Source organism: Brumimicrobium glaciale (genome assembly GCF_004152935.1).
In the GTDB taxonomy this organism is placed as follows: domain Bacteria; phylum Bacteroidota; class Bacteroidia; order Flavobacteriales_D; family Crocinitomicaceae; genus Brumimicrobium; species Brumimicrobium glaciale.
Map to the genome: position 1 here is coordinate 356,563 of NZ_SETE01000004.1, position 17,638 is coordinate 374,200.

General features: G+C 36.3%; 7 protein-coding genes. 2 read left to right on the plus strand and 5 right to left on the minus strand.

The genetic code is table 11. The annotated features are described in order from the left end of the window. Window positions 1-598: 598 nt before the first annotated feature. Both ERX46_RS11290 and ERX46_RS11295 read right to left on the minus strand, forming a co-directional pair. Window positions 599-8,188, minus strand: coding sequence for an HYR-like domain-containing protein (locus ERX46_RS11290; RefSeq protein WP_130093975.1), 7,590 nt, complete (start codon window positions 8,186-8,188; stop codon window positions 599-601). A gap of 605 nt (window positions 8,189-8,793) precedes the next feature. Beyond that, window positions 8,794-9,666 (minus strand): cation diffusion facilitator family transporter, encoded by an 873-nt coding sequence (locus tag ERX46_RS11295; RefSeq protein ID WP_130093976.1) that lies wholly within the window; start codon window positions 9,664-9,666, stop codon window positions 8,794-8,796. 161 nt (window positions 9,667-9,827) lie between these two features. Here ERX46_RS11295 and ERX46_RS11300 point away from each other — a divergent pair, with 161 nt between their 5' ends. Further along, window positions 9,828-10,736, plus strand: a complete 909-nt coding sequence (locus ERX46_RS11300; protein WP_130093977.1) for a DUF2279 domain-containing protein — start codon at window positions 9,828-9,830, stop codon at window positions 10,734-10,736. Between the two features lie 553 nt (window positions 10,737-11,289). Here the strand turns inward: ERX46_RS11300 and fabF are convergent. The 3 genes from fabF to ERX46_RS11315 all read right to left on the minus strand — a co-directional run bounded on the left by fabF (window position 11,290) and on the right by ERX46_RS11315 (window position 16,055). Next, window positions 11,290-12,534 (minus strand): beta-ketoacyl-ACP synthase II, encoded by a 1,245-nt coding sequence (fabF, locus tag ERX46_RS11305; protein ID WP_130093978.1) that lies wholly within the window; start codon window positions 12,532-12,534, stop codon window positions 11,290-11,292. A gap of 193 nt (window positions 12,535-12,727) precedes the next feature. Continuing rightward, window positions 12,728-14,926, minus strand: coding sequence for a T9SS type A sorting domain-containing protein (locus ERX46_RS11310; RefSeq protein ID WP_130093979.1), 2,199 nt, complete (start codon window positions 14,924-14,926; stop codon window positions 12,728-12,730). 40 nt (window positions 14,927-14,966) lie between these two features. Next, window positions 14,967-16,055, minus strand: a complete 1,089-nt coding sequence (locus ERX46_RS11315; RefSeq protein ID WP_130093980.1) for an FG-GAP repeat protein — start codon at window positions 16,053-16,055, stop codon at window positions 14,967-14,969. A 713-nt stretch (window positions 16,056-16,768) separates the two neighbouring features. Between ERX46_RS11315 and ERX46_RS11320 the strand changes: the two genes are divergently transcribed. Next, entirely contained in the window at window positions 16,769-17,632 is an 864-nt protein-coding gene (locus ERX46_RS11320; protein WP_130093981.1) for a rhomboid family intramembrane serine protease, read from the plus strand. Window positions 17,633-17,638 lie beyond the last annotated feature (6 nt).

The following is a 17,638-nucleotide window of genomic DNA, read 5'->3' on the forward strand; positions in this document are numbered from 1 at the left end:
ACGATTGTTAATTTGGTTCTACTTTTATTTAAATGGAAACTTTCTATTAAAATAAATTTCGACCAACCTTATAAAGCACTGTTAATTAATTATTTACCACTCTAAATCCCAGAGGGACGGCATGTTAATAGGGATGGACGTAAGTCCATCCGCCAAACGATACAAACCGAAACAAAACCCAACAAAATCGACCTAATTGCATGCAGTTAGGTCGATTTTGTTGGGTTTTGTATTACATCTATTTGTTTTAAACCAAGGACTTTCGTCCTTGGCTATTAACATGCCGTCCCGACGGGAATAACCAGCTGAAATACAGGACTCCATATGCTTTCTTGCAAGAATTAAATGATGATTTGGATAATTAATTTAAAAATACAACTCATGTAGGTTACAGTTAAATTCGTAGTAGAACTATTAATTTTTCAAAGGATTAATATTGATTACCCAAAGTATTTCATCTAGATCCAAAAATATTATGGAGCAAAAAAAAATCAAAGAAAACTAAAGTCTTCTTTGATTTTATATTTTGTTCTAATTAGACACAAAGGAAATATGTGTTTAATTGTATTGTACTTTAATAAGTCATTTATGTGAGAACTTACCTCAACAAATTCACACTTCCGATGATTTCAACATTTTCATCATCTTTTAATTTCTTAAAGCTTACTTTCCAAAGATAAGTTCCTTCTGGAGCATAAATTGTTTGGCTTGAACCATAAGAACCGTCCCAACCATAAGCTGGATCATTACTTTCAAAAATCAATTCTCCCCAACGGTTATATATTTTTAGGTTATATTCTAAAGGATCGAACCCAGATGTGAATACAGGCTTAAATGTTTCATTATACAGATTTCCATCTGGCGTAAATGTATTTGGAATATTGTAAATTAAGTCTTCATAGAAAGGCAATTCACCAATAATTGAATCAGCACATCCTAAGTCGCTGTAAGCAATCAGTTTTACATCATAGATGAATTCAGCTGGATTTCCTAACACTGAATACTCATGAATTGGATTTATTGAGTTGCTATATGTATTATCACCAAAACTCCAATCATAAGTAACCGCTCCAATCGACTCGTTTGTGAAATCTATCTCGTTGTTAAATGTTGAAAGTTCTTCAGGATCTATTGAGAAATCAGCAATTGGATAATCATCAACACATATATAATCGATGATCGTTTCATTGGCAGAACATCCATTTGTCAATTCTACTTCCAAATTAACATCATAACAACCTGCTTCCGTAAATATATTACTCACATTACAACCCGTTAAAACAACATTTCCACCGATAGTAAATGTACACTGATTAGATACTCCACCTGTTGTACTTATGAAGTTAATTTCTTCTGGCGCACAACCTTCTCTCGTGTTTGAAGTAAAAGAGACAACAGGAACAGGAAGTACTCTTACTTGAACTTGAGCTGTAGCTACACATCCAAAGATTGATGTTCCTGTCACAGTGTATGTTTCAGTTCCAAGCGGCTGTGTAAAAGGTACACCATCTACAACACCGTTATCCCATACATAAGTAGCCGCTCCACTTCCAGATAAAGTAACTTGTTCTCCTTCACAAACTTCAGTAAACATACCACCAGAAACATTTGGAGTTGGTGCAACAACTACAATAACATCATCAGTTGCAAAACAGTTGGCTAATTCTGCTGTTACTGTATAAGTTGTAGAACCAACTGGTTGAACAAATGCAACACCGTCAGTTACTCCATTATTCCATGAGATATTCGCTGCATCTGGATTTAAAGCAGTTAAAGTTATTGACTCATTTTCGCACACTTGCATATCAGCTCCTGCATCTACAGCAGGTGGAAGTGGATCCGTTAATGTAATGGTCACATTTTCTGTTGTACTACATTCTGAACATGTTGCTTCAGTTACAGTAAAATCTATATACGTTCCTTCTGCAAGTCCTGTTATAGTATATTCACCTGCGGCATTTGTTGTAATTGAATTTGAAGCTCCACCTCCATAACTTACTTCATAGTTTGAAGAAGCATCAAGTCCTGCAATAACAATTGTTCCATCAGTTCCTAAACAAGTTGTAGGATCAGTCCCAGAAACAGTAAACGCAGGTGCAACAGCATCAATCGTTATAGTTTGTGTCACTTCTGCAAAGTTTCCACAATCATCCGTAATTCTATATGTTCTTGTGATTTCCTCTCCATTACATGTATTTCCATCAGAAGCATCAGATTCAAATGTCACTGTTGGATTAACTGTGCAATTATCTGCTTCATCTGTAATAGCGGCAGGATCTCCAACTGGAACATCTGCTAAACAAGCTACGTTTATATCAGCCGGAGCAGTTGCCGTTGGATCAGTATCATCATTAATAGTAAATGTTTGAACGACATCTATATTGTTTCCACAATCATCAGCAATATTGTATGTTCTTGTAATCACCTCTGGACAAGTATTTCCATCTGAAACATCTCCAGTGTGTGTAATTATCGGATTAACCGTACAGTTATCCGCTTCATCAGTAATTGAAGTAATATCTGCTGCTGGAACATCTGTAATACATTGAACCGCTAAATCTGCAGGCGCTGTTCCTGTTGGCAAAACATCATCAGTAATCGTTATTGTTTGAACAACATCAATGTTATTACCACAATCATCTGCAATGTTGTATGTTCTTGTAATTACTTGTGGACAAGTGTTTCCATCTGACACATCTCCAACATGAGTAACGGTTGGAGCTACAGTACAATTGTCAGCTTCATCTGTAATTAATGCAACATCTGCTGCTGGAACGTCTGTAATACATTGTAATGCTAAATCTGCAGGAGCTGTTCCTGTTGGGAGAATATCATCACTAACTGTAATTAATTGTGTTACATCAATACTATTTCCACAGTCGTCTGCAATGTTATAAGTTCTTGTAACAGTTAAAGGACAAGTATTTCCATCTAAAACATCTCCAGTATGTGTAACAATCGGGTTCACTGTACAGTTATCAGCTTCATCAGTAATTGAAGTAATGTCTACAGCTGGAATATCAGCAAAACACTGAACTGCGACTGCTGCAGGAGCTGTTCCTGTTGGGAAAACATCATCATTAATTGTGAATTCTTGCGTAACATCTATGCTATTTCCGCAATCATCAGCGATGTTGTAAGTTCTTGTAATTACCTGTGGACATGTATTCCCATCTGAAACATCGCCAGTATGTGTAACCGTTGGGCTAGCAGTACAGTTGTCAGCTTCATCTGTAATTAAAGTTACATCTGCTGCTGGAATGTCTCCCATACATTGAAATGCCATTGCTGCAGGTGCTGTTCCTGTTGGATTAGTATCATCATTTATTGTAATGGTTTGCGTCACGATTGTATTATTTCCACAACCATCTGCAATAGCGTAAGATCTAGTAATTACTTCTGGACACGTATTTCCATCTGAAACATCTCCAGCAAAAGTAACAGTTGGAATTGCCGTACAATTGTCAGCTTCATCTGTAATTAATGTAGCATCTGGTAATGGAACATCTCCAATACATTGAAATACTAGTGGACCAGGTGCTGTTCCTGTCGGAGCAATATCATCGTTAATTGTAATCGTTTGAATAACGTCTACATTATTTCCACAATCATCTTCTATATTGTATGTTCTCGTGATTATTTCTGGACAAGTATTTCCATCAGAAGCATCGCCAACATAAGTAACTATTGGATTAACGGTACAATTATCTGCTTCATCTGTGATATAAGCAACATCTGGTGCTGGAACATCTCCAGCACATTGTACAGTAATTGCCGCTGCTGTCCCTGTTGGTGCAGTGTTATCACTAATCGTTATTATTTGAACAACGTTAATGTCATTTCCACAATCATCAGAAATGTTATAAGTTCTTGTAATGGTTTCTAAACATGCACTTCCAGTTAAGACATCACTAACATGAACAACCAATGGATTTGCAGTACAATTGTCTGCTTCATCAGTAATAGTAGTTGGATCAATTGCAGGTACATCCGCAGTACACTGAACAGTTATATCAGCGGGTGCAGTTCCTGTTGGATTAATAAGGTCATTTACAGTAATTATTTGTGAACAAGAAACCTGAACACCACAAGCATCTGTAATTTGATAAGTTCTTGTAATCACCTCTGCACACGTATTTCCATCAGTAGTTTCACTTAATAATGTAAAAGAAGTAGAATCAATTACTCCTCCTGCAGGAATCGAAATAGAGCCTCCAGCTGCTAAAAACGCATCAAAATCAGCATAAGCAGGTTGTTGAGAGATATTACAAGAAGCAGTTAAATCAGCTGGACAATTCAATCCAGTTATTGAACCTGGAACAGTAATAGTCACTTGATCCGTACTGATACAATTTACTAAACTAGCAGTAACAGTATAAACTGTTACCCCAACAGGCGGCACAAAACTTACTCCATCAGTTACCCCATTGTCCCAACCAATAGCTGCTCCATCTGGATTAAAAGCGGTTAAAGTGACAGGATTTCCTGGGCAAATCACTTGATCGAATCCAGCGTCTATTGCTGCTGCATTTGGGTCATCAAGAACAATACTGGAATTGTTAATTCCTTGGCATCCATTAAAAATTATTTCAAAATCAGAATAAGCACCAGCATTTAAACCTGTAAGCACAATATTTCCTGATGCATTGGAATTCATTACTGAAGGACCTACTGTTGCACCATTAAAATAAGATACATCATAAACATCACTAGGATCAAGACCTTCAAGGGTAATGGTTCCATCTACTCCATTACAAACTGTAGGTTCAGTAAAAGAAACTGTAAATACAATATTGGTATTGACTAAAACATTCGTTGAAGCATCGGCAGAACAACCATTTCCATCAGTATAAGTGTAAGTAATAGTATGCGTTCCTAAACCTGCAATGCTAGGATCAAAATCGCCACCCACTACTCCAGGACCAGAGAAAACACCTCCAGCAGGATTACCAACTAAAGTTACAGTTGCTGCAAATTCACAGATGTCAGCAAGAGGATCAATTGTTGGTGTTGGGAGCGGGTTTACTGTAATATCAATAGTTTGATTTGTTGCACATTCACCGGCATTAGGAGTAAAAGTATAAGTTGATGTTCCCAAAGTTGTTGCTACAACTGCTGGACTCCAAGTTCCATTAACATTTTCATTTGAAATTGTTGGTAATGTCGGCGGTGGATTATTCACACAAAAATCTGTAGCTACATTAAAAGTAGGAACGGTTTGAATATTCACTGTAATTGTAACATCATCAATAGCAGTACAATTATTTAAACTAGCTGTTACTGTGTATGTTTGTGTAGTCGCTGGTGTAAAAGGAGTTCCATCTGTAACGCCATTGTCCCATGAAATAACTGCACCATTTGGATTTGTCGCTGTAAGCGTAACGGCAGTTCCTTCACAAACGGTTTGGGCATTTCCAGCATCCACAGTTGGTGCATTAGGATCAGATAAATTTATATTTGTGTTGTCTGTTCTAAAACATCCTCCAGCTTCAACATAAAAATCTGTATATGTTCCAGCATTTAAACCACTAATTACGATTTCTCCAGAAGCACTTGAAATAAAAACCGATGGTCCAACCGTTACACTATTATCATCATAAGAAACAATGTGATTCGTATTATTTGAAAGGCCTCCAATAGTAACAGTTCCATCACTTCCGCCACATACAGTTGGATTTGTAGAAGTAAGAGTGAAATCTAAATTTGTATTCACAACAATATCAACTGTTGAAGAACCAGTACAACCATTTCCATCTGTAAAAGTATAAGTAATGGTATGTGTACCAATTCCAGCTGTACTCGGATTAAAAGAATCACCTGTCATTCCTGCTCCTGAAAAAGTTCCACCAGCTGGATTACCGACAACGGTAACTGAAGCTGCACTAATACAAAGATCAGCTACTGGATTAATAGTAGGATTTGGTTCAGGATCAACGGTAACATCCAAGGTTACTGTTGCTGCACATAATCCTGCAGTTGGTGTAAAAGTATAAGTTGTTGTTCCAGCTGTATTCGCAATCACTGTTGGATTCCATGTTCCAGAAATATTTTCATTTGAAAGCACCTGTAAACTTGGTGCGGTTGTGTTTTCACAAAAGTTTGGAATAGCATTGAAAGTTGGAATGTCTTGCGGAGTTAATGTAATTGTTACCACATCCGTTGCGCTACATCCATTCAATAAAACAGTTACAGTATAAGTTTGTGTTGCTAATGGAATAAAAGGCACTCCATCCGTTACTCCATTATCCCAAGTTATAGTTGCACCTACTGGATATCCTGAAGCAGTTAAAGTTGCAGAACTTCCTGCACAAATAGTTTGAGGCGTTCCTGCATCAACAGTTGGTCCATTAGGATCTGAAAGTCCTATTGTTGAATTATCGTTTCCAGTACATCCATTCAATTCCGCAGAGAAATTGTTATAACTTCCTGCACTTAAACCTGTAATTACAGCTTCTCCTGAACCATTCGACGTAATATTTATTGGTCCAACAGCTGCTCCACCATCATCATAAGAAATAGCATAAGTTGTATTATTATCCAATCCACTTAATGTAATTGTCCCGTCAGTTCCTGCACAAACAGTAGGGTTTGTTGAACTGAGTGTGAATGATGGTATGGGTATACCTGGGTCAATTGTGAAAGTTTCATCGCCTGCACAACTCCCATTTCCTGCTGAAACCGTGTAATTCCCTGCAGCACCGCTAATAATTCCCGTTCCACTAATTATAGGACCGGCTGGAACAAAAGTATAGGATAAAGAATTGTCAAAATTCGTTACCGCAACCGTACTGTTTAAATTACAAGCTGCTGCTGTTTCTAATATTAAAATTGGATCATCTGGAGTACAATTCGTGAAAGCAATAATTGAATCACTTGTACAAGTTAATCCAGCACCAATAGAGTCTTCAAATTCAACATCCAAAGTAGCAGAAATACTTCCACTCCATTCCATAGGATTTAAAGCTCCACAATTTGTTCCTGGAGAATAGGTTGTATTGTTACCTCCATTATCTAGAGTATTTGGATGAATATAAACTTCAATAGTACTGTTTGCATCGTACCATGGCATGAAAGTTAGGTCAAATCCGTAACTAAAAATAGGGGTACTAAAAGGGTAATTAGCAACTACAATATCATCTACATAAACGCTAACTATTCCACTAGGATCTGTATGATTAAAGCAATAACCATTAACAGCAACATTTAAACTTACTGAACTTGCGCTACCGCCTGTATTGTTTGGCGGAAAAGTAACGAATCCAGCATTATTGATTCCTCCAAATGGGGAGTTGACAACTGTTGCGCCTGATGATGTATTTAATAGAATAGGATCTTTCGGACCTGCTGTTGAGCAACAATCTGGACCTGCCGCAAAACCTGAATAGCTAACAGTAAAGGTCTGATTTCCATCAACACAAGCGTTCGCAGGCACAGTTGAAGGAGCAGGAGAAATATCGAAAATGGTTCCTATATCGTTATTGTCACAATCGAAATTTGCAGTTACATCCCATGTACAAGTTACTGGATCCCACACAATATCAACTAAATCATTTGGATTTGTTGGAACTTCAGGATAAACTACAACATTATGAGTGCCCGAAGAAATTACCGCATTCGTCTGGTCACAAACGATTTCCCAAGGTAAAGCAACATTTAATGTATTACAAAATTGAGTATTTGAAAGTGTAACACCTATGCTGATGTCTTTACAATAATCTATTGTTTTTGTTAAATTCCCTGATGGAGTGGTAATAGTTAAAGTTGCAGAACTAATTAAAGGTTTTAAACTAAAAAATCTGGTTTGGTTTACTGCTACTGCAACCGAAACGCCATTTTGCGTTAGAGTATAAGTTCCATTCACCGTAGTTATTGTAAATTCAGTTCCATGCACTGTAGGATCCAATGGACCAACAGTTCCAGAGTATGCGCCAGTTCCCGTTTCAGAATAGACAGAAAGTCCAGAAAAATCACTGATAATATCAACACTTCCTCCAGCCAATAAATTCCCGTTATAGTTGAAATATATTTCACTGTTACAACCATCATTTTCGAAAGTCATTGAATAGTTTTGTCCCGCGCAAGCTTCGCCAGTTGCAGAAACTACAGTTGAATAACTAGGGCAATTTTGAGTTTTACCTAAAAAGGCAAAGAAGATTAAGGTTATTCCAGTTAGTATTAAGTTTTTCATACAATATTTTTAATAACGTTTTCGTTAAACAATTTATAGATTAATTAAGTTCTAAACTGTATTAACTAGATGATCTTTTGAATTAAAAAGCATAAGTTTTGGAAAATTGAAACTTTATAGTCACAAACCTACTCACTTAAATACGTTTTTTTTATCTAAAACAATAGCAACGAGCCATATAAGACAAGCGTTTAATAGAGGTTAAAATTAAAAAAATAAGTTACACAAATTCTGGTTATCAACAATTAAAGTTAAATTGTTAATAAATTATTTTTTAAATCAAAAATATGAAGAAGGAAGTTTCGGCTTTATATGAAATACTGTGGGTAATCAATTTTAATCCTTCGAAAAATTAATAGTCCTAACTAAGAATTTAACTGTAACCCAAACGAGTTGTATTTTAAAGTATTTATCAAAATTATCATTTCATTTTCGCAAGCAAGTATATGGTAGTCTGTATTCCAAATGGTTAGTCCTCCAGTTGGCGGACTTTGAATAATAAATACTTAAATAACAGTAATTTATAAAATTGAATTAGACTTTAGTTTAAATGGTATTTCGATAATTAACCGAAAAATATTTTCAGTCTTAGTTTAGTAATCCCTCTATTTAAAACTACAACTTTCATCATCCAGCTCCGTTTCAACTGTAAAATGACTAAAGTCTTTCTCTTCAAGCAATTGTTTTACAGCTGCTTTGGTGGATGTGATTTGACCAAATGAATCAATATTCTTCAAACACAAGTGCGTCGAAAAAACGTGGTGATCTCCATCCAATGACCAAACATGAGTATGGTGCATCGAATGAACATGTGGAACTGCAAGAATAGACTTTTGAATTTCATCCAAATCAATTTCTTTTGGAACTCCTTGAAGGAAGAAATACAAGGTTTCTTTCAATCGGCCGATGACTCCATATAAAATGTAAGCAGTAATTCCCAAAGACAAAATTGGATCAATGTAAGGGTTTGGGTAAAAGTAAATCACGATTGCAGCGATTAAGACAGCCACCCAACCTAAAACGTCTTCCAACATGTGCCAATAAACAACTTTTTCGTTTAGACTTTTTGAAGAACGCATTTTTAGGACAACAATTCCATTAACCGCTACTCCAATCACTGCGAAAACAATCATTCCAAGCGCATCAGATTCCTCTGGATTAATTAACCTTCCAACCGCTGCATAAATAACAATTCCAGAACCTACAATCAGAACAACACTGTTGATCAAAGCACCAAGTAAAGAATATCGGGCGTATCCAAATGAGAATTTTGAATCCGCTTTTTGTTTAGATTTCTTTTCTAAATACCAAGCCGAACCTAGAGAAATACTGTCACCTAAATCATGAATAGCATCAGAAATAATAGCTACACTGTTAACATAAATCCCTCCAATAATTTCAAAAATAGAGAAGCCTAGATTCATCCAAAATGCTAGTTTTAGATTCTTTGTAGAAGAATGATCGTGATTGTGTCCCATTTATTATGTTTTAAAATGTAATTCATAAAATTAATCAATTACGAATTACGAATTGAAATATATGTACTTGTTAATTGATAAAAGAACGGAAAAACCAGAAATGTTAAAATTGAAAACATATTTCCTTTTGGAATCCACAAGACATTAACTAATTTTATACGGTGAAAAAACTTCTATTAATTCTTTTTTTGTTTTCAGCATTAAATGGCCAAACACAGCGTTTCTTTGAGAATGATACAACACTAAACATCAAAAGAACTGCTTGGACGAGCGGAGCAATCGCTGTTGGATGGACAGGAAGTATTCTCACTTTAAAAAACGTTTGGTACAAAGACTCTTGGACGAAGGACTTTCACTTTTTTGATGATTCTCGACAATGGTTAGGAATGGATAAAGCTGGACATGTTTTTACTGGACACTTAATCACTAGAAACATCTCCTCCTTTTATCGTTGGTCGGGAGTGGAAAGAAAGAAAAGTTTACTGATTGGTTCTTCCGTTGCTTTCGGATATTTGGCTAGTATGGAACTATTGGATGGTTATTCAAATAAATGGGGATTCTCATGGAGTGATGTTGGAGCAAATACAATTGGAATTGCTTGGTACGCTTGGCAAGAATTACTTTGGAAAGAACAACGATTCAAACTTAAATTCAGCGCTCATTTAACTCCTTATGCGCAATACAGACCAAATGTTTTAGGAAGTACTTATTCTGAAAGACTTTTAAAAGATTACAATGGTCAAACGTATTGGCTTTCGATTACTCCAGCTCAGTTTTTAAGCGCGTCAACCTCTTTTCCAAAATGGTTGAGCTTTAGTTTTGGGTACAGCATTGATGAAAAGATCCATGGTGATTATAATTTGTACGCAATACTTGATGGCAAATCAGGAATTAAAACTTTCCAAGCCAAGAGTCAGTATTTGTTTTCTCTAGATATAGATTTTGAAGAATTTAATCCGAAGAAAAAATGGGTAAAGAGTTTGTTTAAAGTGATTAACCATGTGAAGATTCCTTTTCCGTCGGTTATTTTGAGTGGTGGGAAGTTGGAAGTGAGTCCGCTTTACTTCTAAGATAAACAAGACCAATGATAAAAGTACCGCAAAGATGCGCGGAGGTGCAGAGATTCGCAGAGGAAAGTAAGTAAGTAAGAAGAGGTTTTATGTAGGGAAGTGATTAACCATGTGAAGATTCCTTTTCCGGCGGTAATTTTGAGTGGTGGGAAATTGGGGATGAGTGCGCTTTACTTCTAAGACAAACAAGGCCAATGATAAAAGTACCGCAAAGATGCGCGGAGATTCTGCAGAGATTCGCAGAGGAAAGTAAGTAAGAAAGAAGAGGTTTTATGTAGGGAAGTGATTAACCATGTGAAGACTCCTTTTCCGGCGGTAATTTTGAGTGGTGGGAAGTTGGAAGTGAGTCCGCTATATTTTTAGGGTGGTTGTGTAATTAGAAAAATGACGCAGAGATACGCAGAGTTTTCGCAAAGTTTCGCAGAGGAAGAAAGGAAGAAAGGAAGAAAGAAAAGTTTCGTATAAAAAAAAGGAGAATAGAAAATTTCGCTCTCTATTCCCCTCAAAACTTTGCGAAACTCTGCACCTCAGCGCATCTTTGCGTAATTCCTTCTTATTCCTCGTATCTCTTCAACAGAACTGCCGCAATATGCCCTCCAAACCCAAAGGTGTTGCTCAAAGCATAATCAACTTTTGCTGGAACTCCTTTTCCTACTGGGAAGATATAACTGTCTTGACATTCTGGTATAAAATTCTCAACGTTTATTGTTGGCGGAACCATTTGATGCATTATGGATTTTGCACAAAGAATTGCTTCAATTGCGCCTGCAGCACCCAATAAATGTCCGGTCATGGATTTTGTTCCACTTACCATCAACGATTTTCTCTTTTCAAATATAGCGTCTAGTGCGATGATTTCACTAATATCTCCATTTGGTGTTGAAGTCGCGTGCATGTTCACATAATCAACTTGATCTGCTGTAATTCCAGCTTCCTCAATTGCTAAATTCATTCCTTTGATTGCTCCCAAACCTTCAGGATGTGTTCCTGTTAAATGATAAGCATCGGCAGCCATTCCTCCTCCAACTATTTCTGCTAAAATTGTCGCTCCACGTTTTTTGGCGTGTTCTAATTCTTCAACGATTAATGCTCCAGCACCTTCTCCCATTACAAATCCATCTCGATCAATATCAAATGGACGAGAAGCTGTTGCATAATCATCATTTTTTGTGGACAATGCTTTTAATGAATTAAATCCTCCAATCGTTGCCGCTCCAATTGGAGACTCAGATCCTCCTGCAACAATCATATCTGCTTTGTTCCAACGCACATAGTTGAAGGCTTCAATAATAGCTGTTGTAGAAGTTGCACAAGCTGAAACTGGCGCGAAATTAATTCCACACAGACCATATTTCATTGAAATAACACCTGCTGCGATATCCACAAGAATTCTTGGTATAAAAAACGGAGAAAAACGTGGTGTTCCATCTCCATCATGGTATTCTTTCAATTGCTCTTCAAAGGTTTGGATTCCTCCGTTTCCAGATCCCCAAATCACTCCTACTCTATCTAAATCGATATTTTCAAAATCGATATCGGCTTGTTTAACTGCCTCGTCTACTGCAACCAAAGAATATTGCGTAAACATATCATATTTCTTACGTTCTTTTCTATCTAAATGATCTTCTGCATTAAAGTCTTTTAATTCACAAGCAAATTGCGTTTTAAAATTAGCCGTATCGAAAGTTTTAATTGGTCCCGCTCCACTTACTCCGGCAAGTGCATTTTCCCAAAAAGCATCTACAGAATTTCCAATTGGAGTTAGGGCTCCCATCCCTGTGATTACAACTCTACGCATAATATTTTATTTTTTTTATTGCGTGGCGAAGATAAGAAAATAAGGGTTAATTTCTTCTGTAAGCATAAACCAATTTGAAATATAAAATACATTCAACTATATTTTATTATATCTCAATACTCCAATATTTTGCATTTGAAATTCAATATACTTGGTATTTTATTGTTAGGTTCACTTTATAATTAAAGTTAAACTACTCTACAATCAATTTAAAAATTGCAAACTCACCTTTTTCTGTTTGAATATTTACGAAGTAAATGCCTTTGGATTCGTTTAGTTGTATCTTTACCTTATTCCCATTTTTAGTAGCAGTGTACACCGTTTTTCCTAAAACATTTTTTACTGTAAAATTTGTATTATTATGGTCTTCACCCAACTCAATCGTAAAACTTCCTTTACTTGGATTTGGATAAATATTTGTAATAGTTAAATTATTGACTAGTTTAAGACCAACATTACTAATATTCACACAATCAGAAGTATCTATACAACTCCCAACAGTCAAGATCACTGCATAATCCCTATTAGAATTTGCCGTAAATGATTGATTTGTTTCTCCATTTATAGGAAAATTACCCTTATTGCAATCAATCCATTGATAGGAAGCAAATAAATCATTCGAAGTCAACACATTACCTACTTGACTTACATTTAAATCTAAATCTTGTATTTTATTAATGGATAGATTGAGTTTTACCAATGTATCTATTGCTATCCCTTCTATTATTTGATAATAAATTCCTGTTTGAAAATACATTAATCCGTTGTAACCATATTCATCACATGCTTCATCCGTAATCTCTTTTTCTTCAGTCCATCCAGCAGTTTTTATTTGTCTATCAACTGTATGACTAGTGGTATCAGTTCGTATCGGTGAATTAAAGTCAAAATAAATATCTGCAAAATTGTTGATTTCTGTGCCGTTAGACAGACCTTTCACTTGATTTACTGTAAAAGTTAAGAAACCATTACTTTCTGGCTCATTAGTGTTGCTGTCTGGAAGTAAAATGTTATTATAAGTCCATTCTAATACGCGAGAACCGTGTACTCGAAAGACATAATCGTGGCTACTGACTCCAGGGGTCACTGAAAAGATGTTCAGGTCCTGCTCAATAGTGTCAATTATCTTAACGGTAAAAGCCGTATCTGTTCCTGTATTTTGAAAACGTATTCTATATTGCAACTGGCCGTTGGGTTTAATCAAATGGTCATTACCCAATCCAAATGGCAAGCCTCTTTTATCGTTGGGGTCATAGCTTCCTGTAACGGTTCCGCAAAAAATGTCTATATTTGGATCTGCATCATCCATAGGGAAAATATTCACTAAATCTGGAGTCCAATTCCCAATATCTCCACATAGTTCGATAGTTGCATTTGGGGCAGATAAGCCAGGATGTTCAGGATGTTGATCAACTTCTAGTCGCCAAGTACGCCCATCAGCTGAAAAGCCATAGGTAAAAGTCTCTCCTCCTACCAGCTGTAAAGAATCTAACCAAATGTAAGCTCCATCAATATATAATCGAACAGGAGAAAAACAGTCCATATCTCCATTTCCAAGAACACCCGTGTTGGTGACAGCAAAAAAGATAGAGTCACCAAGGCATTTGCCTTCAACCACAATAGAAGATTCATCCCACGGCAAACTGCAAGGAGTAAAATCTGCCGGGGCGGCAGCTGGAAGAGAATCTAAAGTACATCCCTCTATCGGAAATAAATTGGCTTCTAAACAAAGAGTTTGACCAAGCACTGCACTTGTACTTATGGTGTTAGAGATATTGAATTTTACGCAAGTTCCTGGATTTAGGGTACCAACATCAAATCTATAAATATTATTACCTAAATTAATATAGGGCAAAGAAGCATTATCAACAGTAATTAGGTTATCCAATTCTATATCTACATAGGCATTAGTCAAAGCTCCAGTAGCGATATTATCATTACAAGCTTGAACATAGACTCTCTGATCAGAAAAACCAGGACGAATAAAAGGCATTTCAATAGAAACATCAGGATCAGGACAAAGTTGACTGCTGATCATACCGAAAGATGGTGCTTCTGTTAATAGTTCAGGGTCAGTAATAGTAAAGCTTTGTGTGATATTACATGTTGGCTGCCAATGGCTATTTGTATCAATAGTAATAGTATAAGTCCCAGCAGGAAGTGAGTCTATGTACCAGTTGCCATTTACATTGGATTGTACAATTATACTACCGGGCTGAATTACACCTTGCAATCCAAAAACAACCCCCATTTCATCCCGTATGCAGTTTACGTTCATATCATTATAAAAAGCTCCGTATACTCCTTTAAATTTATAAATTTCTACATGACCCGCTACGGTATTAATGTTAAAAAAAGGAACTCCAACGCCTACTGTGTTGGCATCTGGCATACTAACGCACCAGCCTACCCATTCATTAGCAGCTTCACCATCAAATATCTATTCCTTTTTGAACCCATGATGCTCCATTCCAATGATAAACTCGTACATGACCAGCAAAAGTACCGTTACCATTTCCATTATTAAGACGAGCACCTATGGCTATTGTATTTGCATCTGGCATACTAACACTTTCTCCAGATTGGTCCCCTGCTGATTCACCATCAATATCCATTCCTTTTTGAGTCCAAGTTGTTCCATTCCATTCATAGATTCTAACGTGACCTGCAATATTTCCATTTTCACTATTGCGAGGTGCTCCAATAGCTACTGTATTTTCGTTTGGCATACTAACGGATGCGCCTGACTGATCATTAGATGACTCACCATCAAGATCTTGACCTTTTTGCATCCACGCTGTTCCATTCCATTCATAAATCCTAACATGACCAGAAGCAAATCCACCTCCATCATTATGGCGGGTTCCAATGGCTACAGTATTATTATTTGGCATACTAACAGACATCCGAAACCCGTCATTAGCGCCTTCTCCATCAATATCTATTCCTTTTTGTACCCATGATGATCCATTCCATTTATAGATTCTTACATGACCAGAAGAAACACCGTTTACTCCATCATTGTTAGACGCAACAATAGCCACGGTATTTGCATCTGGCATACTAACAGACCAGCCTGACTCGTCTCCAGTCGCTTCTCCATCAATATCTTGACCTTTTTGTGTCCATGCTGTTACATTCCATTCATAGATTCTGACATGACCTGCATCCGCTCCATTCCCATCATTTAGATAAGCTCCAATTGCCACTGTATTTACATCTGGCATACTAACAGATCTCCCCGACTCATCTCCAGCTGCCTCTCCATCAATATCTTGTCCTTTTTGAGTCCATGTTGTTCCATTCCATTTATGAATCCTAACATGACCAGAATAAGAACTATTACGGTAAGCTCCAATTGCCACAGTGTTTAAATCAGGCATACTTATAGACCATCCTGATTTATCGTCGGGGAATTCACCGATAATATTTGATCCTTTTTGATCAAGTCCTAAATTCTGCGCATATTGTATTCCCGTGAAAAAAAAGGATGTAAAAAAAATTAAAAGAATTGTCTTCATACCAAAAAATTAGTCTTTAGTTTACAATTATACTAAAAATATGCTGAAATATGCTGCCTTTTCAAGGCGCTGGATTGTTCAAGATTACATTTTAACCCAAGGCGATGCCTTGATTTGAAATGTATTGCCTTTTCAAGGCGCACTGATACTAAGAATTTTTCACGGGCTGAAAGTCCAGATCATATCAGCTGGATACATCGTATCCAGCTGGTATGTGATTGTTATTTTAAGCGCACTGAAAGTGCAACTCAATTTTTTAAACCTCATTTACTGTGTGAAACATATCTGTTTTAAACTAGAGCCATTTTTTTTATAATCTCAAGATATTCAATTTGTTTTGAATTCATAATTGATAATTCTTGAGTTAAATTATCACAATCCACTTTTGAGCGTTTTTGTCGCAAAAATTAAACAAAGTCAATTACTTCTTGCAAGGTATCTATCGATAATTCCTTAGTGTCTCACAATAACTCGTTTTACTATTTTATTCCACTTTCAAAACTCCTTCTCCCGATTTTTGCCATTGAGAACTCTCTAGACAAATTAAAATATTTGACTAAACACTATTGTTTGAACTAGAAATCAAAGCTTAACACTTATCTATTGCCTATGATTCAACCTCGCTCTCAAGACTAATTTAAATTGAAAATTTTAATTACTGTGACAGAATGGCGTTGAATAATTCAAGGAACAGATTTTGACAAGCAACAAGCATGAAATTAATACAGACTGAAAAAGGCAGAACTTTAGAAGCCATATTGTATCCTTTATTGATAGTGATTGTAATGTGGGTTGTATTTTTAATCGACAGACATTTTCATTTGGACTTTTATAAATATGGAGTAAAACCTCAAACTGTTGAAGGAATCAAAGGAATCTTTTTAATGCCTTTTGTTCATGGTCAGCGGAACTTTTCTCATATCATCAACAATTCTGTTCCAACGTTTATTCTAATGGGTACATTGATTTACTTTTATCGAGAAATTGCTGTATATGTTGTGCTTTTGGTTTGGTTGGGTACTGGATTTTTAGTTTGGTATTTGGCTGTCAATACTGGATCTTATCACATCGGAATGTCAGGTGTGGTTTATGGATTGTTTGGCTTTCTATTTATCAGTGGATTTTTTAAAAAGTATTTGCCACTTCAAGCGATTTCATTGATTGTTGCTTTCGTTTATGGTTCTATGATTTGGGGAATTTTCCCAATGGAACAAGGTGTTTCTTGGGAAGGTCACTTATCTGGATTTATGGTTGGGGCTTTAGTAGCCGTTACATTTCGCAAGAAAGGTCCTGTTCCACCTAAGTACCGTTATGAAATTGAAAAGGAAATGGGAATTGAGCCTCCAGATTTAGAAGGAGAATGGAAAGAACGCAGGAGAATTTGGGAAGAACAACAACTTCAAAATCAAGAAAAAATTCGCCAAAGAGTTGAAGCTTTGGAAATGCAAAAACAAATAAATCAAACTTTGAAAAATGAAACGAAAGAAGATAATTCAATTGATGAAAAAAATTCTTCTTCAACCCAAGGTTTTGGGGTTAATTATCATTTTGTTCCTAGGAAAAAGAAAGAGGAATGATTTATG